This is a genomic window from Ligilactobacillus salitolerans, assembly GCF_003864415.1.
GTDB lineage: Bacteria > Bacillota > Bacilli > Lactobacillales > Lactobacillaceae > Ligilactobacillus > Ligilactobacillus salitolerans.
On sequence record NZ_BFFP01000008.1, the window covers coordinates 1 to 23461 of the forward strand.

Below are 23461 nucleotides of genomic sequence, written 5' to 3' on the forward strand. Positions count from 1 at the left end.
CCTGAGCCGCTTCAATGACACCGTGATCTACATCAAGCAGTGCATTTTGGACCTGCCGCGCGTAGAAGGGAAAGATCCCGAAAATCAGCGGAACTAGGGAAGCTGTGGTACCAACAGTCGTTCCAATCAAATAATTGGTTAGCGGTGAGATAACTGCCAGTAAAATAATAAATGGGATCGAACGTAAAAGATTAGTTACCTTGTCTAGGATCGAGTATGTGACCCGATCTTCTAAGATCCCGCCTGGTTGGGTGATCACCAAGAAAATTCCCAGTAAGAGCCCCAAAACCGCAGAGATCACTGCCGAACCAAAAGTCATATATAAGGTCTCAAAAGTAGCTTGTATAAACTGACTTTTCATTTGGAGAACGTTAGGAAGTAAATTTTCTATCATGATACTTCCCCCTCTCTTAATGATTTTTCACTCAGGATCTGTATTTTGACGCCTTGTGAACGTAAATCTTCAAGTGCCTGGTTAAACGGCGGCAGATTGCCTTCGATAATTGCGATCATATAACCAACATTTTCTCCGTCGATTTGGTCGATGTTGGCAAAAAGAATATTTTCAGCTACGTGATAAGTCTGCGATAATTCTGAGAGAATACTTTGCTTAGTCGCATTTCCAATAAAATTAAAATAAACCAATTCTTGATTTTCTGGCAGTTCATCAACCTTGATCGTTTTGGTCACCCGTTCAATAGCCGCCTTAACATTCGTAGAAGTCTCTATAAAATCAGTTGTCAGTTTTTCTTGCGGAGCGGTAAAAATCTGACTAACGGGACCACGTTCGATAACCCGCCCTTGATCCATCACTGCCACATTATGGCAAATCGACTTAATAACCTGCATTTCATGAGTAATCAAAACGATCGTCAGTCCCAACTCTTCATTGAGCCTTTTTAGTAATTCCAAAATCGACTGGGTGGTTTTGGGATCCAAAGCACTGGTAGCTTCGTCAGAAATTAAAACTTCCGGTTTTGTCGCTAAAGCTCTCGCGATCGCTACTCGTTGTTTTTGCCCGCCTGACAATCTTTCTGGATAAGTATTAGCGTATTCTTCTAGCCCGACCCGTTGCAGCAAGCTCAAAGCCTGTTTACGCCTTTCTTTTTTGCTAATTTTCTTTCCAAGGAGTGGATATTCAACGTTGCCCAGAACGGTGCGCGATTTCATTAAGTTAAAGTGCTGAAAAATCATCCCGATCTGCTGGCGGGCAAGCCGGAGCTTAGGAGCTTTTAAAGCTAGTATGTCTTGTCCACTCACGATCACTTTTCCTGCACTGGGTCCCTGTAAAAGGTTGATCACCCGGACTAACGTACTTTTTCCGGCCCCGGAGTAGCCAATAATGCCATAGATGTCACCCCGTTTAATTTGCAAGCTCACATCGTCTACTGCTCTAAGCTCTTGCCCGTTATTTTGGAATGTGACTCTAACATTTTCTAAATCAATAACGTCTTTAGTCTCTTCTACCATTTAGTTTCACACTCCGATCTCTGCTTTCTCACCGAAAATAAGCGGTCCAATTTCTGTTAGATATTGCGCATCAATTTCGTCAAAAGTGTCATATTCTGGGCTGTCTAAATCAAGCACTCCCCAGAACTGATCATCTTTAAAAATAGGCACCACCACTTCGGACTTAGAGGCGCTATCACAGGCGATGTGTCCTTCAAACTCATGCACATTAGGCACGATCTCCGGCTTTTTAGTAGCTGCAACTGTCCCACACACGCCGTTTCCCACCGCAATATGCATACAAGCCGGCTTGCCTTGAAACGGACCCAAAAGCAGTTCACCATCTATGTAGCGATAAAACGTCGTCCCGTTTAACCGCGGCAGCTCATTAAATACCAGTGAAACAAGATTGCTCATATTCGCGACTAGATCAAATTCATTATTCAATAACGCTTGCGCTTGTTTTTTTAATAGCTCATACCGTGCTGTTTTTTCACTCATTCAAACTCCACTCCTTTTAACGAATCAATCTCTTTTGCCTACAAAAAAAGCATTTTCTCCCCATCTATTTCTAGATAAGGACGAAAATGCTTTTCGTGTTACCACCTTAGTTTGACTGTCCCTCACGGAACACTCCTCATCGGGTACGCCAAACTAAAACTGTTCTTGAAATCAGTACTTACTTTTGTGCATACCTTAACGCTATAGCGGGCGTCCCCGTCAACGCCTAGCCGCAGCTCAGCGTTGAAACGAATTTTAAAGACCATCTTCGCTCAGCTTCCACCATTGCCTTCCACCATAAATGACAACTCTCTTGAGATTTCTACTGAACTACTCATCTTCTCGTTTGTTTCTCATATAAATTTAATAGGATTATTATGCAACTAAAATAAAAGGCTGTCAACCGTTAAAATCTGCCAAAGTAAAATATTACGCAAAAAATGAGCATCACAAAAGATAAGAGCACAACTCAGATTGACATCTGAATTGTGCTCTTATCTTTTTGGTGGTCAGCTTCCTATGAATACTGACTGCTTATTAATATGAACTAGAACTTGATTGCTTGCCAGTGACTTTGCCGTTTTCAACTTGGAAAACGTACTGTTTTTGATTGCCTGACCCATCCTCGATAATATAAAAATACATTTCTCTTGATGAATTAGAAGTGATCTGATATGGTGCTCCCAGCTTACTGATCAGTTCATCCGCACTAATTTCTTTATTGATTTGGTTGTATTTTTCAGCACTAAATTTCTTTTTATCCATTGCAGTCGGCTGGTACAAGATTTTAGATTGGACCTGTTTTTTATCATTGACCGACACGTATAAATAACTGGACTTAGCATAGTTAGTATACCAGGTATAGGTGCTAGACGAAGATCCCTCTGTGGAACTGTCAGGTTTGCCCATTGTTTTAGTTAACTCAGCCAGCGTTGTCCCAGTCTTATCATCATCAGCAAGTTTGATCGCATTATACTGTTTCATCGAAACATTTTTTCTAACACGTAAGGCTGACTTCGGCAGGCTCTTATATTTGCCGTCTTTGATCCGTTTGAAGCCTTGATCTTTAACCAGCTCTGCACTCTTTTTAAAACTGATAAATTGCTTCTTTTTTGAATCTGAAGTTGAAGCAGTACCTGAGAGCTTCAGAAAATCCTTAACCGAAGCCTTAGAAAGATCGACCGTCACATGCTCATCCAAATAACTATCATGGTAAGTAATTTTATCTGTCACGCCTTTAGTATCATTATACTTCTGAACATTAGACTTGATTGCCTTTTTGGCCTCAGCTGGATTGTTCACCCTTAAGGCAGAATAAGCGATCTTGTTAGTTGTTGTCTGCTTAACAACCTTATCATCTTGATAATAATATGTGACCCGCGAATCGACACCATTCGCAATTTTTTGGAAGTTCGCCTTTTCTGTTTTCTTCGCACACCCTGTTACAACTAACAGCAGCACACCAAGCAGCAGCAGTAATTTACTCCACCCATAAGCTCTATTTTTTTTGTTCATGCCAGTTCCTCCTCTACTAATTCAAAGCCCCCATATTCCAGCAGAAATTATCAAAAAAACTTCTGCGAAGCCTTTGTCCGTCTTCTACTTCACACCCAAAACTCAAAAAGCATTAAAATATACCGCTTACATTTTCAGCTATAGTCACTAAACCTCCCCCAATTGTATGTGTGAGAAAAGTGTGTCTTTCCCACAGACACGCTTTTTTTAGTTAAAGTCAACTTAATAAGTATAATGCTGCAAAACAGTTAACTAAAAACTTTTATGAAATAATATTTACACACTGAAATACTATATTCATAAAGTAACACATTTTAGAAAATATTAACAATTTTTAAGCTTTATAAAATTAAATAGCTATGTACAAAAAGAAAAGACCCCAAATTTTATTGAAGTCTTTTCCTGCTATCTGCTCTCTTTCCTGCCTGCATCCAAGGACTAGCTTTACTTGCTTTCTACCTGCCCGTCTGAACCCATCTTAACTTTCATACCGTTAATACTGTAGTACCCGAGCTTGGAAACCAATGATTTTTGGACACTATCTGAAAGAACATAATTAATAAATTTCTTAGTCAATCCTTTTGGCTGACCTTTAGTATACATATGCTCATAAGACCAGATCTTCCACTTATTGGTTGAAACGTTCTTGTAGTTTGGCTGAACATGATCGATCGACAGTTCCTGTAAGTCCTTATTAACATAGGCGAAAGCCAGGTAACTGATCGAACCCGGAGTCTGAGCTACGACCTTTTGCACGGTCCCATTTGAATCTTGTTCCTGGGCTTCAACTGGTTTGTCGTCTTGTTGCAAGACTGCATTTTCGAAGGTTGCCCGTGTTCCAGAACCCTTGGCCCGGTTGATCACTGAGATTTTCTCGTTCTTACCGCCTAATTGCTTCCAGTTGGTAATTTTACCGGTAAAAATCTGCCGCAATTGATCCATGGTGACGTTTTTGACACCGACATCTTTATTCACGACTGGAGCCATCCCAACGACTGCAACTTTATGGTCCACGAGTTTATCTGGGTGGATCCCCTCTTGCTGTTCGGCAAAAATATCAGAATTCCCGATCTGTACTGCACCCGACTGAACTTGACTCAGACCAGTACCTGACCCGCCGCCTTGAACTGTCAGGTTCGCTTTAGGATTGTCAGTCTTAAATTGGGATGATGCTTTTTCAACCAATGGCTGCAAAGCAGTCGATCCCACAGCAGTCACCTTTCCAGACGCATCATTGGAGGAACTGGAAGAATCTTTACTATTCGAGCCGCAAGCGGCCAAAAAGATCCCCGATAATCCAACAACTGTTAAAGCCATAGCAATACGTTTACCAAATTTCATTTTTAAACTCCCCTTTTCAGGTCAATCTTATTTTGATTACATACTTAAGATAAACCTTGAATGTAACGAGAGTTCTTTGACCCTGTAAAGAACAGGTAAAGAGATGATTACGTTCAAGTAAGGCAGTTCAGACTGAGCTTTGCAGGAAGCTGATCAGCCTGTCTCTGACACAAAGCCGGCTGCAAAAAAGGAGTTTGTCCAATCTAGTCTCTGGTTTGACAAAATCTCCCCAAATTAGTGAAAATTTGGGGAGAATTTTACGCGCAATGCTCCAGTCTGTTCGTTTTTTCTTGGACCTTAATATCGAAAAAGAGGGTCCAAGCCGGTGATTCTTGGACCAAAGTATTTGAAAGTTTGGTCCGAGCCTGCCTTTCTTGGACCAAAGTATTTGAAAGATTGGTCCAAGGGAGCTGCTCTTGGACCTTAATACAGGCAAATAGGGTCCAAGCCAGCTTTTGGCAGACTGACTAATTTTCGGATACTCACATCAGGTTATTCACTCGCATTCAAAGCACCGATCATATCGACATTTTGCAGCTTGCGGTGAGTCACAAACATCACAAAAGCCGAGAAGAATAGCGTCATTACAGCCGAAATAACATAGCCGGGCCACTTAATCACAACTGGAAAGACCATCATATTGCTGGAGGCATAAGCCAGTATAAACCAGTTCAAGAGCCAGCCAATAGCGAATCCCAAGACGATCCCGAACAAAGTAAAAATGATATTTTCGCGCACGATCACCATCGTGACTTCCCGATCAAAGAAGCCCAAAACCTTAAAGGTCGCCAGTTCTCTGCGCCGTTCTGAAATGTTGATGTTAGTCAGGTTGTACAGCACCACAAAAGCCAGTGTCCCCGACAAAACAATAAAGATCAAAACCACCGAGTTCATTCCGCTGACTGATTTTTCCAGTTTAGCACGTAAGGTCCTCGTATAAGTCGTGTTCAAGACCGCTTGCGTATCCGTTAGTTTATCGGCTAGCTCGGTCTGCTGGTGTTTAGTCTGCTGCTTTGTTTTGACAAGATACGCATTGATTTTGGGTCGTTTGCCGGTGACTTGAGCGTAGTAATCCGCGCTTAAATAGACATTATGACCGACGTAATTCTCGGTCAATTTGGCTAATTTTATGGTATACTCATGCCCTTTTTCGTCTTCAAAGTGTAATTTATCGCCACGGTGCAAACCATAAGCCTGCGCTAACCGTTGGCTCACGATCGCGCCTGATTGCGGCACCCTTTGCTTTTCTTTCGTCTTAGCATCATTCAAGGAAATATATCTGTCAAGCTGAGCTGGGTGTTGGACCACTGAAAGTGTCGCCGTCTGATTGCTGGCCTTTTTCTTTCTAAAGGTGACCTGCTCACTGTGAAGCGGCAGTTCTCCTGTCACTTGCCGGTCATCATTCAGCGCTTTAGTGACACTTTTCCTTTGGTCAGTACCTGCTTTTGCCTTAAGCGTGACTAAAGCTTGGTACTGGTTGATTTCCGTGTACTGCTTAGTACCAGGGGCAGGGATCGAATCATTTAATCCAAAACCCGCTAGCATTAAGCCGGTACACCCCGCGATCCCAAAAATCGTGAGAAACATGCGCGACTTGTAGCGCAAGAGATTTCTAGCTGTCATCTTTTGCGTGAAGGTCAACTTTTTCCACAAGGGTGTCAAACGCTCCAACCAGATCCGCTTGCCGGCTTTTGGAGCTTTTTGCGCCAGCAGTTCAACTGGTTTTTCACGCAGATCTCGCATCAAGACTAAGATCGCCGAACCTAGCGTTGCCGCCAGAGCCGCACACAGCGATAGCCAAATCAAATAACCATAGTAGTTAGAGACATAATCAGTAAAAATATACATCGAGCCCATCAACTGAAAAACAACTGGCGGTAAAAGTTTCGCCCCCACAACTACCCCTGCGGCACCGCCGATCACCACCGTTAAAAGTGCATATAAAATATACTTTATACTGATCTCTGTCTTACGATAGCCCAGTGATAAGAGCGTCCCAATTTCGCGCCGATTTTCTGTGATCATCCTTGTCATGGTGGTAAAAGTGATCAGGATCGCAATCAAAAAGAAGAAAACTGGAAAAATATTGGCGATCGCATCAATTCGATCGGAGAGGCTGGCATAATCATTAAACCCAGGCAGATCGGACCTTTTATTTTCCAAATACATTGGTTTATCAACTTTAGTCTGCTTCGTCAGCTTCTTTTGCCCTGCTGTCAACTTCTGCTGACTGCTCTGGAGCTGTTGTTCTTGTGCGTCTAGCTGCTGCTTTTGCTGGGCAATTTGCTGCCGCGCGGAAGCTAGCTGCAGCTGAGCCTGTTCTTCCCCAACTTGGGCAGCAAGTTGTTCAGATTGCTGGTTTAGCTGCTGCTCTTGTTGGAGTAATTCGCTTTTTCCTTGGGCGAGCTGTCGTTTTCCTTGGTCCAACTTCTGCTGCTGGTCAGTTAGTTTGCGGCGTGCTGGCGCACTCTTTTGGTCGGCAATTTTTTGTAATTCGCTTTGCCGTTCGCTCCTGCGCCGCTCAAAGACCTGTTCGACCCGCGTCATATCTTGCCTTAAAGTCTTTTTATAATCCTGCGCAGAATAGGTCTTGCCTTTTAAGTTAGCAAAGGTCAAGTACATGTGGGTGTAGGCAGCTGTCGTAAAATCGGCTTCCGGCAAATATGCAAAACCATCGACCTGTCCGTCGCCCACCGTAGTCGTGCCCCGCTCGTTGTTGGCAATATATAAAGGTGATTTAACATAGCCGACCACCTGGTAGCGTGTTTTTTTCAAATCTCGGCTTTTAAGGTTCACAGTTAAGCCAAGCGAATAACTGGCAGACAATTTCTGGTCGATCACGACTTGCCCGCTTGACTGCGGCAAATGGCCTTTAGTCACGATCAGCCGATTTTGCCGGTCCTTTGCAGAAAAAGAGGCGACCTGCAAGTTATTCCCTTGCTTTTTTTCGAGATATGCCAGGCTCTTGCTAAGTTGCGCTTTGACACCAGTAACCTTTTCTACAGCCTTTTTGTCAGCTTGCGTCAGACCGCCAGTCGAGATCACCTGCAAGTCGGACATGTTATTTGCTTCGATTTCATTTTGAGCAGACGTAGTCAGGTCAGGACCAACACTTTTGACCCCTACAAATAACAGCACTCCCATAAAAATGATCAAGGTAATGGCAATGAAGCGGCCGCTAGCAAAACGAATCTCCCGGAAGGTAGACTTTAAGTATGTTTTTTTCACGTCTCTGCCTCCTACCACTCGATTTCTTCTACTGGCGCTGGCTGTTCGTTGCTTTCGATCTGCCGGACTGTTGCATCGTTGATATGGATGACCTTATCCGCCATTTTAGCAATCGCAGAATTATGGGTCACGATCACTGCCGTTTGGCCCAAGTCCCGGCTGGCATGCTGCAATAGTTTTAAGATCTGCTTGCCGGTCGTATAATCCAAGGCTCCTGTTGGTTCATCACATAACAAAAGTTTTGGATTTTTAGCAAGGGCACGGGCGATCGCCACCCGCTGCTGTTCACCGCCCGAAAGTTGTGCGGGAAAATTAGCCGCACGTTTAGTTAAACCGACTTGTTCTAAAACTTGATCGACATCTAATGCGTCCGGTGCAACTTCCGTGGCCAATTCAATATTTTCGTGCGTCGTCAAATTAGGCACAAGATTATAAAATTGAAAGACAAAACCAACATCAACTCGCCGATACTGAGTTAATTCCTTAGCCGAAAACTGGGCAATATCAGTCTGATCAATGATCACTTGCCCGCCCGACGGCTGATCCATGCCGCCCAAAATATTCAAGAGCGTGGATTTGCCGGCACCGCTGGGTCCTAAGATCACGACTAATTCGCCCTGTTCGATCGTAAAACTGATATCATTATTCGCCGTGATCGTTGTCTCACCGGTCTTAAAGCGCCGAAATTCATTTTTAACTTCAATAAAGCTCATCTGATCTCCCTCCACAACCTTGCTGATCCCAACCTTTTTAGTTCATGCTCACAATAGTTCAAATTAATTGTAATATGTTTTACTTATGTTGCAAATTGCACTAGTTCCAAGTATGCTTAACCTGTGAAAAAAATATCATTGGAGGGTATACGTATGACCGAAAATAAATCACCTAATGAAGATCTTTTTGCGACAGGCGCAGTCGACACCACAATTTCTGACATTTCTAAGGATTCAGATACTTGGGTAGAGCAAGCAGCCAATAAGACTGACGCGGTTTCAGGCGACACCTATGTCAAGCTCGACTGTGGGGTCCTGACTGTCAACCAGCTCAACTACCTGCTAAATTCAATGCCCTTTGAAATTACCTATGCAGATGACAATAATCAATTCTTATACTATAACCACATGCTGCCCAAAGAAAAGATGCTCGCCAGCAGAGAACCAAGCCAAGTCGGCAATGCCATCGCTTACTGCCACCCCCAAAAAGCGCGTAAAGGTGCAGCCGCGGTCGTCAACATGCTCCGGACCGGTAAAACAGAGACCTTTAAGATGCCGATCCCAGGCAACGGGCCAGATAAGTATATTGTCCATGACTACACTGCGATGCACGATGCGAACGGAAATTATCGCGGCGTCAATGAACAGGTCTATGATTTAATGCCGACTATTAAGTGGTATCTCCAACAGACTGGACAGATGCTCGTCAAAGATCCGGATGCCAGACCAGATACGATCACCGGGGCTTCACAGAAACAAGAGACAGAAATTGAACCAGACACAACGACTGGCGCTTCACAGCAGCCAGAATCAAAACCTGAACCGCAAACAGATGCGACAACTAGTGCTTCACACACAGATTGATCGATTCACTTGACCACTGGGGAGATCCCCCAGTGGTTTTTTATTTCAGAGCTGAAAATATTTTTGTAAGTAGACAGCGACACCATCTGAGTCGTTATCCAAGGTGATCACATCAGCTGCGTCTTTGATCAGCGGGATCGCATTGTCCATCGCTACCCCGACTTGTGCTTGCATGATCATCTCCAGATCATTTTCCTCATCTCCAAAAGTCATCAGATTCTCCATTGATTCACCAAAATGAGTCAATAATTTGCTGAGACCGACTGCCTTATTGACTCCTTCTGGCAAAAACTCCAAGAGTTCGCGCCGCGATGGAACAACGTTAAAGTGCTCACTGATCTCAGCCGGGATCCCCGCACGGGTCTGGGCCACAACCTCCGCTGGAGCAGCACTGACAACTTTTCCGAAAGCTTCATTTTCCGGCAAGTCTGCAAAGTTAATGTGGGCAAACTTCAACTTCCCGTTCATGAATTTTTCGTATTTAGATTGGCCAAATTCGGTCAACGAATAAACTCGATCTGGACCCAAAACATCCAGAGGATAGTGGCGGACAGCAGCATCACGGGTCAAGAGCTCTACAGCTGCTTTATCCAAAGTCGTCTGAGCCAAGATCTCACCAGTCTGGTTATTTTGCACGAGTCCGCCATTAAAGGTGATCGAATAATCATTGGGACCCGTTAAACCTAACTGCTCAAGCAAATGCTCGATTGCAGGCAAAGGCCGGCCTGTGCACAGGACGATCCTTTTACCTTCCTGATGAAGCCGGGTTAAGACTCGTTGATTTGCTGCGGAAATCTCCTTGGCTGAATTCAACAAGGTGTTATCTAAATCTAAAGCAATTGTCGTGATCATAATTTTACCTTCCTGTTTGTCTTATTATTTGGAACGGTGATGATAGTAGACCCACATCGTTAAAACGATCAAAGCTAAGGTCATTACTAGCGTCCCCACCCAGGCAAATTCACCCCGCGCCCAAGGCAAGTGCATATTCATCCCGTAAAAGCCCGAGACGATCGGCGGAACAGCTAGGATCAAAGACCAAATGGTCAAAAATTTCATGGTGTCATTTAGGGTATTATTTAAAATATTGTTGTAGGTATTGGATAAGCGGTCGACTAACTCTGCGGCATCCTGGGTGATCTGCTGACTTTGTTTAGTTTCAACCTCGACGTCATCCAAAAAGTCCCGTTCACGCTGATCCATCTGAAATTCATCACTAGCAGAATTGCTGCTGAGTTTCATCTGCTGGATCGCCACTACATTATTATCCGCGGCAGTTGTTAAGTAGACCAGCTGATCGCTTAACCTCGAAAGAGCCTCGATCTGCGGGTTCGAAGGGTGCTTGCGGTAGACAGCTAATTCTTCGCGCCGTTTGTTGATCTCATCGATCTGGTCGACATACTGATTGTTGATCCGCCATAACAGCCGAAGCATGATGACCATCAGTGACGCTTTTCTTTCCTCTTGGGTAAGTTCGGCCAACAATTCTTCGAGTTCCTTTTGAACCCCTTTTGCCTTAGATGAAACAATAGAGATCAGGTGCTTTTCTGCGACAATAAAACTGACCGGAACCACCTGAAAACTATGTGCCTGCTGACCAGCCACCGCGACCCGCCAGATCAAAAGACCAGTTTTGATCCCATCGTTATAGTCAAAACGTGATCGTTCCCGCGGGTCTAACAGATAGGACCGATATTTATGCGGCAGCTTAAATTTCTGCTGCAATTTGTCCAAATCTGCTTCATTTACATCAACGACACTGGTCCAAGTGAGATCATCCCATAATTTTTGTTCGCGATACATTCATCCACCGCCTTTCGTTAACACCCCTCATTATAACAGTTTCAACCGTAAGAAAAGGAGTGAAGTGATCCGACCTGAAAGACCAACTGCTTAAATTTCGACTTGCATTTCTAAATAGTATTTGTTACTCTTTTAAATAGTAATTATTACTATTATCGAAGGAGAGAGTAATTATGTTACATAGTTTGAAAAAAGCTCAGTTACTGAGTGTCGTCTTTTTCTTAGCACTTTTAACGGGTGTTGTCAGCGGCTGCACGAAAAAAGATGCTGCCAGTCAAGACAAAATTAAGATCACAGCAACAACAGATTTTTACGGTGAAGTTGCCCGAGCAGTTGCTGGTAAGAAGGGAACTGTCACCTCTGTCATTAACAAGCCAAACGTCGACCCCCACGACTATGAGCCCACACCGCAAGTTTCTAAAACCGTGGCGGGATCTCAAATCGTGATCGCAAACGGTATCGGTTACGATACCTGGATGAATAAGCTCGTCAAAAACGATGATTCTAATGCCAAGTACATTAGAGTCGGCGAGGATCTGATGGGCAAAAAGAGCGGTGATAACCCGCACCTCTGGTATGACCCGCAGACAATGCCTAAACTAGCGCAAAAGATCGCACAGGAGTTGGGTAAAAAACAGCCCAAAAACAAGGCTTACTTCAAGAAAAATGCCCAGAAGTATATCAAGTCATTGCACCCGATCAACAAGCAGCTCACGCAACTGAAAAAAACAGCTGCAACAGCAAAAAATAAAGAAGTCTATGTTTCTGAACCGGTCTTCGATTATGCGATCAAGTCCATGGGCTTTAAAGTCGGCAACCAGGCCTTTGAAAATGCCATCGAAAAAGGAACGGACCCGTCGCCGCGAACTCTGTCCACAATGCAAAAAAATATTCGGCAAAAAAAGATCGCCTTTTTCGTTTACAATTCGCAAGTCAGTGATAAAACAGTCACGAACCTGGTCAAGCTGGCCAAAGAAAATCAGGTCCCAGTCCTCAAAGTCACTGAGACTTTGCCCGCCCACAAGAATTACCGGCAATGGATGACCGGCCAATACGCTAATTTGCTGAAGATCTTAGACAATCAATAAGCAGTCAGGAGGAACACAAGAAGGCAAAAAAATCCAAACTTGCCAAAGCAAAAAAACAGGAAGAATTAATTTCACGCTATGCTGACCAACGCAAAAAATTAAAGCTCCAAGGAGACTATATTACACTAGCCAGTCTGCCCAGGGACTCAAGCCCGACCCGTTATCGTCGTCGCGACCCGCGAGATGGGCGGCCCCGTTCATACATGCGTAAATTTGGCATGTCGCGGCTGAATTTTCGCCGGCTGGCCCAGCAAGGACTGATCCCGGGAGTCAAAAAAGCTAGCTGGTAATAAAAATACCGTTCACTTCTGACCAATCGATCAGAGATGAACGGTATTTTTGGACCCAATCTTACTATCTAGCTTTTGCCAGGCCTTTACGGACCAGCTTGTCCAGTTCTGCAATGATAAAGACAACGACCCCTGACAGCAAGGAAACGATGAAGGCTTCGATGCTGACTGAAGCAGTTGAGAACAGGTCTTGCATAAATGGAACATAGGTCAAGCAGACCTGTAAAACTAGCATGATCCCAATAACAGCAAAGGCTTTTTTATTGGAAAAAATATCCTTATTTAAAGCAAAGTGAGTTGTCCGAATATTAAAGAGATAGAAAATCTTTCCACCAATAATAATATTGACCATCAAGGTACTAGCAACGGCTGCACTGGCTCCTTGATCAAGCAGCCAGCTATGACCAAGCAGTCCAGTCCCTGCAATGATGATCGAAACATAGATCATTTGGAAGACATCGTGCTTGTTAACCATCGATTGGCCATTTTTCCGCGGCCGCCGGTGCATGATCCCAATTTCTGCGGGCTCAAAGATAAACGCAAACTGGATCGTGATCGCTGAAACCATGTTGATCCATAATAACTCACTAGGAGTCAACGGCAACGGCATGTCTAACAGGATCGAGAAGAAAACGATCAGACCTTCGGCAAATGAGGTCGGCAACAGGAACAAAATACTCTTCTTGATATTGTCATAGATCCGGCGGCCTTCACGGATCGCCGTGCCCATAGTCGTAAAGTTGTCGTCAGTCAAGATCATATCCGCGGCATAACGGGCAACGTCGGTCCCTTTGACCCCCATCGAGACCCCAATATCGGCGGTCTTCAGTGCGGGCGCATCATTGACACCGTCACCGATCATTGCCGTGACCATGCCGCTTTGTTCCAAGGCTTCCACGATCTCCAACTTGTTTTGTGGAGTCGTACGGGCGAAGACTTGGTTCTGACGGGCAGCTTGCTTACGCCCTTCTTCATCTAATTCATCCCATTCAGGGCCAGTGATCGCGCTGATACTGTCGGCAAGCCCCAGTTTTTCTCCGATCGCAGTCGCTGTGATTGGAGAATCACCGGTGATCATCTTAACTTGAACATGAGCTGCGTTTAACTGTTTCAAAGTTGCGATCACTTCAGGCCGCGGCGGGTCAATGATCCCGGCTAGACCTAAAAATTGAATCCCCTGCTGGAGCAGTTCATGGCTGACTTCCGTCACATCTGTGCCAACCTCTGCGACTCCGACTGCAACCACGCGTTTGCCAGAGCGTGCCAGTTTCTCGACCGTTTCAGTCCAGCCTTCAACATCAAAATCAGTTTCAGCCGCAGCCGCCATTTCAAAAATTTTGTCAGGCGAACCTTTAGTATACAGAAATTTCTTGCCAGTCGCTCCATCCCGGACTAAACGCGCAATATAGCGATATTCCGAGTCAAACGGCAGCATGTCCAGCGACTCGTAGTCCGGAGCCTCTTGTGTTTGCATGATTTTATGGTAAGCCGTCAAAAAAGCACCGTCAGTCGGTTCACCGTTGATCTGATATTCGCCGTTTTCGTCTTGGTCCAACTCGGTGTCATTCGCCGCAAAACCAGCCGTTAAAAAGGTCTGCACTGTAAGATCGGGTGCGACCGACTGTCCGGCTTGCATCAGCTCGCCATCCGGGGTATAACCTGTCCCGGTCACGGTATAATGCTCTTGTTTGGTAATGAGGTCGGTCAAAGTCATTTCATTTTTAGTCAAAGTCCCGGTCTTATCAGTCGCGATCACATCGACCGCGCCTAAGGTCTCAACCGCAGGTAAAGTCTTGACGATCGTTTTCTTGTTGCGGGCCATATCGGAGACCCCTAAGGCTAAGATCACCGATGTTGTTGCAGGCAATCCTTCTGGGATCGAGCCCACGACCATCGTGACCACCGACAGTGCCAAGACTGGCAAAGAATAAATCTTTAAGAAAAATCCCAGAATAAATAAGACGACCGCAACGACTAAAACGCCGATCGAGGTCCCTTTCCCCAGATTGCCGATCTCTTTCATCATCGGTGTTTCTTTAGGCTTGGCTTGTGCCACCGCCGTCGAGATCTGCCCGATCTCAGTTTCATTTCCGGTAGCGACCACTACGCCCAAGCCTGAGCCGTTCGCAACACTCGTAGAAGTAAAAGCCATATTAGTCTGGTCAGCCAGCGGAACTTTAGCCCCGCTTAACTCGTCCGCAGTTTTAGTCACTGCGTCAGTTTCACCGGTCAACGAGGATTCCTGGATCCGCAAATTAGCATCCTGTACGATCCGCAAGTCGGCCGGTACACTGTCACCGGCTTCCAGGTAAACAACGTCACCCTTGACCAGCTCTTCGGCAGGAATATCCAGCCGCATCCCATCTCGGTAAACGGTGGCTTCCAGTGCTAACATCTGCTGGATCCGATCCAAAGCGTCAGCGGCATTAGACTCCTGAAAGTAGCCGATAAAGGCATTGATCACAACCACCAGTCCAATAACTAAGGTGTCGGTTTGATCCCCGACAAGTAAGGTCATCGCCATCGCTGCAATCAAAATATAAGTGATCATATTGTCGAACTGACGCAAAAAAATCTTCCACTTAGGGGTCCGTTTGCTTTCCAGCTTATTCGGACCGTCTTTTGCTAACCGCTGCTTTGCATCTTCATTTTTTAAACCATTTTCAAATAAACCTTCAGCATAATTCTGACTCAAGTCTGAAGTTCGTCGTCGATAATGTTCCATTCTCTGATCCTCCTGAATTCGTTTTGATCAATAACACGTACAACAGTGTGTGACTGATTCAATAACTATTCAAGCAGGATACAAAACATATCTAAGCACCAACACGCGCCTGCGTCTGAATCCATTTTCTGCATCACCCCTGAATTCTAAATTCTTCTAAATTAACCATAGCAAACCATTCCAATAGAATGTTAAAAATTAATATTCTTAATCAAATTGTAATTTTTTAGTTAAGAATGCTTTGGTCCACTAAATTAATGTTGCCTGATTTTTGAATTTTCTTCAAGTTTTTACCCTTGTATTACTCCTAAAAATCAAAAAATCAGCAGCTCCTGACCAGTTTTACCAGTTCTGCGATCTGAGGCGTTATCAGCCTCTGGAGCTCTGATCCAGCCTATTCGCGGCAGGAAGTCGTCAACTTCTTGAATACAGTTGCCATGACTGGTCTGTTAGAATTCGCCAAAGCCAGTGATCCGCCAAAAGCCTCGAATTAAGTCAAGGTATATTAACGCCAGAAACAACAATGACACAACAAATTTCCCAAAACCTCTCCCCCACCACATGTAGGTATATAATAAAGAGGTGAGACACACTCTGATCAATACTCAAAGGAGCTATTATGCCGGAAATTCAAATCGTTTTTAGTGATGTTGACAATACCTTGATCACATCTGATTTCAAGGTTTTACCAAGTGTAAGCTCTGCCGTGCAAGCATATGTTGCAGACGGCGGGATCTTTGTTTTAGCTTCGGCTCGCCCGCCAGCAGGGATCCAACCTTTAGCACAGCAGTTGGGATGCGATTCGTTGATGGTCTGCTTGAACGGAGCCCTAGTTTTACAAAATACAGAACAAACAGGTCAGCTGACTACTCTCTTTGAAAAGCCGATGAAAGCCAAGGTTTTAGCCCAGCTGGAAAAAATCATTGCAGAAAATGACTTATCTGTTAGCGTCAATGCCTTTTCCAACCAAGATTGGTTTTCTTCCAGCCATGACTACTGGGTCAAGCAAGAAGAAGAAATCACTCGAACCAGTGCGACAATTACAGCTTTGAGCGATCAGGCTGGGACAATGATCGAACCGTTACATAAAATTTTATGTATGGGCAAACCTGATGCGATCGATCAGCTTGCATTACTCTTGGACCAAAAGCCAGCTCTGCATCTGAGCTATTTACGTTCCAAACCTACCTACTTGGAGATCGTCGACGCAGATGTTTCTAAAATGCGCGCTATCAGAGAAGTCGCTGCGAACTTTAACATTCCTTTGAAAAACACCATGGCCATTGGGGACGGCGAAAACGACCTGCCAATGATTGAAAATGCGGGTATCGGGATCGCGATGGGGAATGGAATTCCACTAGTGAAGCAAGTTGCGACCCACACAGTTGCGTCCAATGATCAAGGCGGAGTTGCCGAAGCACTCAAGAAATATACCGGTACCATTCCAGAGTAAAGAAACAAGCAACTCTTTGTCATTCCTTAATACTAAAAAAGCCCCCGCCATTAGAGACACTCGGTATCTAATGGCGGGGGCTAAGCTTGTATCCTACTCAATTTTTCTTTAGTAGGAATAGTTGCTTTTATTTATTTTTCAAATCCTCAACTGAGTTAATATTCTTCATATATTTTGGCACAGCAAGACCAGTCTTGGCACCAGGCAAGTTGACCGAGATCTGATCATATTTACCCTTATACTTCTTGGCATAAAGTGCATGAGTCACTGGTAATTCAACTGTAACTGAAGCATCAGATGAACCGTTAGCCAATGAGTTCCACATCACACCAACATCCAGCTGCCGCATCGTGGACTTGTAGCCCTTTTGCTTGAGCAGTGTATTAACTAAGGTAGTTGTCGCAATTTCATAGTCATAAGGCGTATAAACTAAACTGACCTTTTTACCATGACCTTGCGGAACGCCCTTCGTCCACTCCTTGACTTGCTTAGGATGAGTCTTGATGAACTGATCAACAGCTTTTTGTTTATCCATCCCGCCGTTGATTTTAAGCATCAGCGGGTTAGACATTTTGATCGTCCAATGGAACTGTTTTAACAGCTTAGCGGCACCCGGGTTATCTTTAGAGAAACCCTTGCGTGTCACAGTCCGCATCGATTCACCTTTACCATAGACATGCTTAGGATCCTTCAAGAATTTAAGCGGGTATTTAGCGAACATCCAATGCGGCTGCCAGCCAGTTACGACGATCGGTTCTTTATTTTTCACGGCCTTATCCAAAGTCGAGATCATTGCGGCGGTTGAACTTGGCATGATCTGCCAGTTAGCCTGCTTCAAACCATATTTGCTGAGCAGAGTCTGGGTATTGCCCATCATCCCGGCACCAGCTTCGATCCCGGTGATCGTATAGTTGATCTGGGGGCCTAATTTCTTATTAGAGTCATAGCTGGCTGGTTTAGCACAGGCACTGACGATCAAGGCCAAGCCGGTGACCATAGCTGCTATTTTCAGATAACGGAGGATTTTTTTCTTCAAATTCACCACCCCTTATCTGGATGTCTTGTTCAACGATTGTGTGATCCGATCCAAGATGATCGCCACGATCACCACGGCGATCCCGGCAGCAAAACCTGCCCCGGCATCGTTTCGGCCCACGGCGAAGTAAACTTGTGTCCCGAGTCCCAAAGCACCGATCATGGATGCAATAACAACCATCGAAAGACCTAACATCATCGTCTGGTTGATCCCAGACATGATCGTTGTCTTAGCGAGCGGCAGCTGCAAGCCAATCAATTTTTGCCAGCTGGTCGAGCCAAATGAATCTGCAGCTTCGATCAAGTCTTCTGGGACTTGTTGGATCCCCAAGCAAGTCATCCGTACTGTCGGCGGCATTGCGAAAATCACTGAGGCTAAGACGCCGGGAACCATCCCAATACCAAAGAAGGCAACGGCTGGGATCAGATAAACGAAAGCCGGCAAGGTCTGCATGAAGTCCAAGATCGGTTTGATCACAACTTCAGCCTTGCTGCTCTTAGCCATCCAGATACCCAGCGGGATCCCGACAATGATCGCGATCAGACTAGAGGACAGCACTAAGGTCAAAGTCTGGGTCATATCGCGCCAGAAACCAAGGTTCCAAATTAACAATAAGCCTAAAATTTCAAAGGTCATAAAGCCAAACTTCTTTTGGTTGCGTTTAAGCCAATAAGTCAACGCTAAAACCAAGATAATAAAGAGCCATTCAGGCACAAGATCAAAGACCCACTGGATGGCATCGATGATCGCCTGGAAAAAGGCTGTTACTCCATTAAAGAAGCCGGTAAATTGGCTTAACCAGTCAACACCTGAGTTGATCCAATCAGCTAATGGTAATTGTCCAATTTTCATTAAGCGGTCACCTCTTCCCCAGAAATAGCTGCCAAGACTGACCCACGCAAGATGATCCCTTTGAGATGATCTTCATCATCAACCACGATATAAGGGATCGGTGTCTTAGAAATATCATTGATCAAATCATTGATCGGTGTATCAGCAGTCGTCTTCGGCACATCAGTCTTCAAGACCGACTTCAAGTCTTTGCTGCCTGCTTTGATCAGATCAGCTACATCATGCGCATCTGCAAAGCCAACGAAACGATCTTCGTTATCCACGACATAGATCGAAGAAATTTCGTTTTCGCGCATCCGCCGTAAGGCAACACGAGGACCGGCTTTAGAAATATTGACAGTATGCGCCTTAGCCATTACGCTGCTAGCAGTCAGGACCTGAGTCCGGTCAACGCCTTCGATAAAGCGTTCAACGTAATCATTAGCCGGATGAGTCAGGATGTCTTCTGGTTCGCCGATCTGCTGCACAACACCATCGCGCATGATCATGATCCGGTCGCCTAATTTCAAGGCTTCGTTCAAATCATGACCGATAAAGATCACTGTTTTATGCATCTTTTCTTCGATCTGCAGCAAAAGGTCCTGCATTTCCTTCCGATACAATGGATCCAAAGCTGAAAAGGCTTCGTCCATCAGTAAGATCTCCGCATCATTGGCAATGGCCCGCGCCAAACCAACACGCTGCTGCATCCCACCGGAAAGCTGGCTAGGCAACTGGTCGTCATAGCCCTTCAGACCGACCAGATCCAACGCTTCTCGTGCTTTTTGTTCCCGTTTTTCGAGGGAAACTTTCTTTAATTCCAAACCATAAGCCGCGTTTTGCAACACAGTACGGTGCGGGAAAAGCGCAAAGTTCTGGAAAACCATGCCGAATTTATCCTGACGCAGTTTCCGCAGTTCTTCTTTGCTTAATCCCATCACGTTTTGTCCGTCAATTTCGACATCACCATCGGTCGAATCGATCAAACGGTTGATCATCCGGATCAGAGTAGATTTACCACTACCTGAAAGTCCCATCACAACGAAGATCTCGCCTTCATTGATCGCAAAGTTAGCATCGTTTACACCAACTGTACAACCAGTTTGCGCCAAGATCTCTTCTTTGGACTTTCCTTCTTTTAATAATTTTTTAGCTTGAGGGATCTGTTTGCCAAAGATTTTAGTTAAATTTTTAACTTTAACCTTTTCTGTCATTCCATACCTCCAATATGTCCGTGCTTTCTTAGAACCAACCTGGCTTGCTTATTTAAAAAGAGCATCGACTGCATGGCAAAACTTCGCAACTGCTTGGCTTGCCTTGTCCAGTAGACTGAACCTGCCAGCTTAAGAAAGGCTTTGACTATTTGACTCCCACCCAAATATTTGGCGTCATTTGTTTGCGGTCTAAACTTCGAAAACAACTTCTCCGTTTTAAAAAAAAATAACCGTTCCAAGTTATTTTGCTTTGACCGGCTAAACCTAAATTAACGAAATAAGTGGTGGTGTTGGTTAATATTACAAAAATGTTACAGCCGAATCACTATATCCACCGTAACATAAAATTAATAATAGACCGAATAAAAAGTCCGAGATACGGGCATTTTTAAATTTTCTTAAGGTTTTCTTAATAATTTAAATGTAAAAATTTCGTTAATTTTATGGTCTTTAAGGCGCATAACAGCAGCAATGAAAGCCCTTATTTATGGTCGCATAATTATCCGCAGCAGCTAAACCCCAAAAATTCGGCCAAAAACTAATGAAATTTCATAAATTTGTCTAAATTCAAATCACTTACGGCTAACTTTGACGATAAAAAAACAGGCACCTCGAAAGGTAGCCTGCATTACTATTTGACTTATTTATTTTTTTCCGGTGCTAATTTTGCCAGCTCATCGATTTTATCGTAAAAAGCACTCGCATCGACACTCGTCACAAAAGTAACTTCTCGTCCGACCTCACTGCGATAGGTCCGACCTTCTGATTCACCTGTCGTAATAACTGCAGTTTTGACCTGCTCTGATTCAACCAAATCAGGGTAGTTGCTGGCCAAGGTCGTTAAAACATCCCACAGGTAGTAGATCGAGTTAGCCTCAAACGAATGGACCAGTGAATAGCCCAACCCAATCAGATCAAGGGCTGGATACTGTCTCTGGCTCGCCCAGCGTAAACGCAGCTCACTGGTCAGCGGAACTTGATCGGTACTATCTAAACCAACCATGACGATCTCCAGATCCGAATCCCAGACTTGCCCTACAGCCTCGGCATCCCAATAAGCGTTCCATTCCATCGTATCATCCGCACCCGGAGCGGCAACGTTGCCTTTGCTGTCTAGAGCCCCACCCATCCAATACAATTTGTCGATCTTTTTTTGAATCGTTGGATCGACTGCTAGAGCACGCGCTAAGTCAGTCAGCGGACCGGTCATGACGAGCGTCACTGGTTGATCTGAGCCCTGCACTTTTTCGATCAGATCCAAGTGACCCGGCTTTTTAGCCAGCGGTGTGACTGGCCCTTGCTGTTCGTTTAAAATTGGAAAATCATCAAAAGAAAATGCACTTAAACGCCAGGCATCAGGAAATTGGTGCTTAGCCCGAGAGTTAGACTTGGCGACATCTACCGGGCGCCGTCCTTCGTGACCAAAGAGATCAATGATCTTCCGCGAAGCAGAGCTTGCTGGATCCACGTAACCGTCAGCATCTGTGACACCGACTCCCAGTAAATTAACGTCTGGCATCTGCAGCAAAAGCAGTAACGAGACTAAGTCATCGACGTTTCCATCATGGTTAAAATAAAAGTTGCGCATTGCTGTAACCTCCACTGGTTGAATTAATTTGCTGCCCAAGAATCTCTGGTTTGCCTATTTCAAAAAAGACAATAAATAAGCGACCATCAAGACCAATAAGAGTACATCAACTCCAAGATTGGCCTTGTTCAAAAATTTGCCCCGTTTGGATAATGGTTTACCAGCAGGATCCGTGCCTGCCAGAAAAGTCTTAGTATCATGAATGCTCGCCCAAATATCTACAGTTAGAATAAAGGCGAACAAAGCTATCGTTGAAAACTTCATTTTTTCACCTGCCGTCTTTTGACTGCTACTTGTATTATACCTGACCGGCGGCCAATTTAAATACGAATATGGCAAAACGTTCTTGACCCCAGCAAAAAACCAGCAAATTTTCTAACTTTTCGAAAATTTGCTGGTATTTTTGCGGCTAATATTTCGGCTGACTTCCATTCAAGTTCAGCCCTAATATAAGTAAAACTTTAAAAGCTACCAACCAATCTGAGCCGCATTGACAGGCAAAGCTAGTTTGCCGGCTTCCAATTCACTAAAGGCTTGGTCCATGATCGTAAAGGCTTGCTCCAATTGTTTCTCAGTAATGACCAGCGGCGGCTGAAAGCGCAAAACGTTTTCTTTCAAACTAATGATCAGCACCCCTAGTTCAAACATGCGATAGATCACCTTGGTCGTTGCCTCGCGGTCAGGCTTGCCAGTCTCTGGATCGACGATATCGATCCCGCCGTTTAAACCGTACATCCTGACTTGACCGATGCACGAGTGCTTTTCCTTGGCTTGAACAAAGAACTTCTCTGCAACTTGACCCAGTCGGGCAGATCGTTCGACTAATTTTTCGTCTTCAAAAACGTCGAGCGTTGCTAAAGAGGCTGCCGTTACCAGTGGATTACCCGCAGTCGTATAGACGTTAGCTGGTGAGCCCAAGCTGTCCATAATTTCTGCCCGCCCGATCACCGCGCTCAAAGGCAGCCCGGAAGCGACTGACTTGCCCACGCTCATCAAGTCCGGCTCAATCCTTGGGAAATTTTGGATCGACCACCATTTGCCAGTCCGGCCCATGCCCTGGTTGACTTCATCGACAGCAAACAAGATCCCGTGTTCATGTGCGAACTGATAGACCTTCTCCATATACTTCTGCGGAGCCTTGGTGATCCCACCATCGCCTTGGATCGGTTCGATCAAGATCAACGCCGTCTCTTCGGCTGGAAGATAGGTCTCAAAGGGAAGTTTAAAGGCGGCAAACATCCGCTCAACGAATTCATCTTCGGATTCCCCTGGTAGTTTAGCCCATGCATCCGGATAAGGGACCTTGATGACATCTGACAGTAACGGACCCATTTTGCGGGCCATATTGAGACTGCAAGCTGAGAGGCTCATTGAACCATAAGATGAGCCATGGTATGCGCCGGTATAACTAACTAAGTATTGGCGCCCAGTATAGGCGCGAGCAAACTTAATGATCGCATCGTTGGCCTCAGAGCCGGAATTACCCCAACTTAATTTGACTGGACCAGAGATCGGAGCTAGAGAACAGAGACGCTCGGCTAATTGAGCTGCAGGAACGTTAGCAAAATAAGCCGGTGTGTATTGGATCAGTTTATGCGCCTGGTCTGTGATCGCCTGGACCACGTGCGGGTGGGTGTGCCCGGTATTAGTCGAAGACGCACTGGCTAGCAGATCGATATATTCCTTGCCGTTTGCGTCTTTGACGATGGCTCCGTGACCAGATTCGATCGCAATATCATAATATTGCACCCGTTGTGCTGCTGCATAGTGGCTCTCATTTTCCAAGATTTCTTCATTAGTTGCCATTACTTAGTACCCCCTA

20 protein-coding genes are annotated in these 23461 nt (G+C 44.9%); 4 read left to right on the forward strand and 16 right to left on the reverse strand.

Annotated features, from left to right (window positions below):
- The 7 genes from LFYK43_RS03450 to LFYK43_RS03480 form a co-directional block, all read right to left on the reverse strand.
- A partial coding sequence (locus LFYK43_RS03450) for a methionine ABC transporter permease (protein ID WP_439957198.1) occupies nt 1-394 on the reverse strand: 394 nt, incomplete at its 3' end.
- Nucleotides 391-1470 (reverse strand): methionine ABC transporter ATP-binding protein, encoded by a 1080-nt coding sequence (locus LFYK43_RS03455; RefSeq protein WP_124975468.1) that lies wholly within the window; start codon nt 1468-1470, stop codon nt 391-393. The genes LFYK43_RS03455 and LFYK43_RS03450, both read right to left, overlap by 4 nt.
- Nucleotides 1471-1476: 6 nt before the next feature.
- Nucleotides 1477-1950, reverse strand: coding sequence for a free L-methionine (R)-S-oxide reductase MsrC (msrC, locus tag LFYK43_RS03460; protein ID WP_124975470.1), 474 nt, complete (start codon nt 1948-1950; stop codon nt 1477-1479).
- Nucleotides 1951-2487: 537 nt separating this feature from the next.
- Nucleotides 2488-3465, reverse strand: a complete 978-nt coding sequence (locus LFYK43_RS03465) for a DUF1307 domain-containing protein (protein WP_124975472.1) — start codon at nt 3463-3465, stop codon at nt 2488-2490.
- A gap of 444 nt (nt 3466-3909) precedes the next feature.
- On the reverse strand, nt 3910-4806 hold the full coding sequence (locus LFYK43_RS03470; RefSeq protein WP_124975474.1) for a phosphate ABC transporter substrate-binding protein: 897 nt from the start codon (nt 4804-4806) through the stop codon (nt 3910-3912).
- Between the two features lie 492 nt (nt 4807-5298).
- Nucleotides 5299-8034, reverse strand: a complete 2736-nt coding sequence (locus tag LFYK43_RS03475) for an ABC transporter permease (RefSeq protein WP_124975476.1) — start codon at nt 8032-8034, stop codon at nt 5299-5301.
- 11 nt (nt 8035-8045) lie between these two features.
- A complete protein-coding gene (locus LFYK43_RS03480) occupies nt 8046-8747 on the reverse strand; it encodes an ABC transporter ATP-binding protein (RefSeq protein WP_124975478.1) in 702 nt (233 codons plus the stop codon).
- A 153-nt stretch (nt 8748-8900) separates the two neighbouring features.
- On the opposite strand from LFYK43_RS03480, the gene LFYK43_RS03485 reads away from it, so the two are divergent.
- Nucleotides 8901-9611 carry a PAS domain-containing protein gene (locus LFYK43_RS03485; RefSeq protein WP_124975480.1) on the forward strand — a complete coding sequence of 237 codons (711 nt, stop codon included), beginning with the start codon at nt 8901-8903 and terminating at the stop codon, nt 9609-9611.
- Nucleotides 9612-9656: 45 nt separating this feature from the next.
- Here LFYK43_RS03485 and LFYK43_RS03490 read toward each other — a convergent pair whose 3' ends face one another.
- Both LFYK43_RS03490 and LFYK43_RS03495 read right to left on the reverse strand, forming a co-directional pair.
- The gene (locus LFYK43_RS03490; RefSeq protein WP_124975482.1) at nt 9657-10463 is read right to left on the reverse strand and encodes a Cof-type HAD-IIB family hydrolase; all 807 of its coding nucleotides are present in this window, start codon (nt 10461-10463) and stop codon (nt 9657-9659) included.
- Between the two features lie 24 nt (nt 10464-10487).
- Nucleotides 10488-11414 carry a magnesium transporter CorA family protein gene (locus LFYK43_RS03495; RefSeq protein ID WP_124975484.1) on the reverse strand — a complete coding sequence of 309 codons (927 nt, stop codon included), beginning with the start codon at nt 11412-11414 and terminating at the stop codon, nt 10488-10490.
- A 173-nt stretch (nt 11415-11587) separates the two neighbouring features.
- Between LFYK43_RS03495 and LFYK43_RS03500 the strand changes: the two genes are divergently transcribed.
- A complete protein-coding gene (locus tag LFYK43_RS03500) occupies nt 11588-12502 on the forward strand; it encodes a metal ABC transporter solute-binding protein (protein WP_124975486.1) in 915 nt (304 codons plus the stop codon).
- Entirely contained in the window at nt 12499-12792 is a 294-nt protein-coding gene (gene rpsN, locus LFYK43_RS03505) for a 30S ribosomal protein S14 (RefSeq protein WP_124975581.1), read from the forward strand. The genes LFYK43_RS03500 and rpsN overlap by 4 nt, the downstream gene beginning before the upstream one ends.
- A 64-nt stretch (nt 12793-12856) precedes the next feature.
- Here the strand turns inward: rpsN and LFYK43_RS03510 are convergent, their stop codons facing one another.
- On the reverse strand, nt 12857-15517 hold the full coding sequence (locus LFYK43_RS03510) for an HAD-IC family P-type ATPase (RefSeq protein ID WP_124975488.1): 2661 nt from the start codon (nt 15515-15517) through the stop codon (nt 12857-12859).
- Nucleotides 15518-16136: 619 nt separating this feature from the next.
- Here LFYK43_RS03510 and LFYK43_RS03515 point away from each other — a divergent pair.
- Nucleotides 16137-16970, forward strand: coding sequence for a Cof-type HAD-IIB family hydrolase (locus LFYK43_RS03515; RefSeq protein WP_124975490.1), 834 nt, complete (start codon nt 16137-16139; stop codon nt 16968-16970).
- Between the two features lie 127 nt (nt 16971-17097).
- Here the strand turns inward: LFYK43_RS03515 and LFYK43_RS03520 are convergent, their stop codons facing one another.
- From LFYK43_RS03520 to LFYK43_RS03545, 6 genes are all read right to left on the reverse strand, one after another.
- Nucleotides 17098-18006: a glycine betaine ABC transporter substrate-binding protein gene (locus tag LFYK43_RS03520; RefSeq protein ID WP_229717924.1), complete on the reverse strand. Its 909-nt coding sequence runs from the start codon at nt 18004-18006 to the stop codon at nt 17098-17100.
- Nucleotides 18007-18018: 12 nt separating this feature from the next.
- A complete protein-coding gene (locus LFYK43_RS03525; RefSeq protein WP_124975492.1) occupies nt 18019-18858 on the reverse strand; it encodes an ABC transporter permease in 840 nt (279 codons plus the stop codon).
- Nucleotides 18858-20051 carry a quaternary amine ABC transporter ATP-binding protein gene (locus LFYK43_RS03530; protein WP_124975494.1) on the reverse strand — a complete coding sequence of 398 codons (1194 nt, stop codon included), beginning with the start codon at nt 20049-20051 and terminating at the stop codon, nt 18858-18860. Before LFYK43_RS03530 ends, LFYK43_RS03525 begins: the two co-directional genes overlap by 1 nt.
- Before the next feature lie 640 nt (nt 20052-20691).
- Nucleotides 20692-21639, reverse strand: a complete 948-nt coding sequence (locus tag LFYK43_RS03535; RefSeq protein WP_124975496.1) for a nucleoside hydrolase — start codon at nt 21637-21639, stop codon at nt 20692-20694.
- 54 nt (nt 21640-21693) lie between these two features.
- A complete protein-coding gene (locus tag LFYK43_RS03540) occupies nt 21694-21903 on the reverse strand; it encodes a hypothetical protein (protein ID WP_124975498.1) in 210 nt (69 codons plus the stop codon).
- Between the two features lie 204 nt (nt 21904-22107).
- A complete protein-coding gene (locus LFYK43_RS03545; protein ID WP_124975499.1) occupies nt 22108-23445 on the reverse strand; it encodes an aspartate aminotransferase family protein in 1338 nt (445 codons plus the stop codon).
- Between the last annotated feature and the right edge of the window lie 16 nt (nt 23446-23461).

Excerpts from the sequence above, each read along its gene's own strand:
- LFYK43_RS03455 (WP_124975468.1), bottom strand. The coding sequence starts at position 1,470 with ATGGTAGAAGAGACTAAAGACGTTATTGATTTAGAAAATGTTAGAGTC.
- msrC (WP_124975470.1), bottom strand. The coding sequence starts at position 1,950 with ATGAGTGAAAAAACAGCACGGTATGAGCTATTAAAAAAACAAGCGCAA.
- LFYK43_RS03465 (WP_124975472.1), bottom strand. The coding sequence starts at position 3,465 with ATGAACAAAAAAAATAGAGCTTATGGGTGGAGTAAATTACTGCTGCTG.
- LFYK43_RS03470 (WP_124975474.1), bottom strand. The coding sequence starts at position 4,806 with ATGAAATTTGGTAAACGTATTGCTATGGCTTTAACAGTTGTTGGATTA.
- LFYK43_RS03480 (WP_124975478.1), bottom strand. The coding sequence starts at position 8,747 with ATGAGCTTTATTGAAGTTAAAAATGAATTTCGGCGCTTTAAGACCGGT.
- LFYK43_RS03485 (WP_124975480.1), top strand. The coding sequence starts at position 8,901 with ATGACCGAAAATAAATCACCTAATGAAGATCTTTTTGCGACAGGCGCA.
- LFYK43_RS03490 (WP_124975482.1), bottom strand. The coding sequence starts at position 10,463 with ATGATCACGACAATTGCTTTAGATTTAGATAACACCTTGTTGAATTCA.
- LFYK43_RS03495 (WP_124975484.1), bottom strand. The coding sequence starts at position 11,414 with ATGTATCGCGAACAAAAATTATGGGATGATCTCACTTGGACCAGTGTC.
- LFYK43_RS03500 (WP_124975486.1), top strand. The coding sequence starts at position 11,588 with ATGTTACATAGTTTGAAAAAAGCTCAGTTACTGAGTGTCGTCTTTTTC.
- LFYK43_RS03510 (WP_124975488.1), bottom strand. The coding sequence starts at position 15,517 with ATGGAACATTATCGACGACGAACTTCAGACTTGAGTCAGAATTATGCT.
- LFYK43_RS03515 (WP_124975490.1), top strand. The coding sequence starts at position 16,137 with ATGCCGGAAATTCAAATCGTTTTTAGTGATGTTGACAATACCTTGATC.
- LFYK43_RS03525 (WP_124975492.1), bottom strand. The coding sequence starts at position 18,858 with ATGAAAATTGGACAATTACCATTAGCTGATTGGATCAACTCAGGTGTT.
- LFYK43_RS03530 (WP_124975494.1), bottom strand. The coding sequence starts at position 20,051 with ATGACAGAAAAGGTTAAAGTTAAAAATTTAACTAAAATCTTTGGCAAA.
- LFYK43_RS03535 (WP_124975496.1), bottom strand. The coding sequence starts at position 21,639 with ATGCGCAACTTTTATTTTAACCATGATGGAAACGTCGATGACTTAGTC.
- LFYK43_RS03540 (WP_124975498.1), bottom strand. The coding sequence starts at position 21,903 with ATGAAGTTTTCAACGATAGCTTTGTTCGCCTTTATTCTAACTGTAGAT.
- LFYK43_RS03545 (WP_124975499.1), bottom strand. The coding sequence starts at position 23,445 with ATGGCAACTAATGAAGAAATCTTGGAAAATGAGAGCCACTATGCAGCA.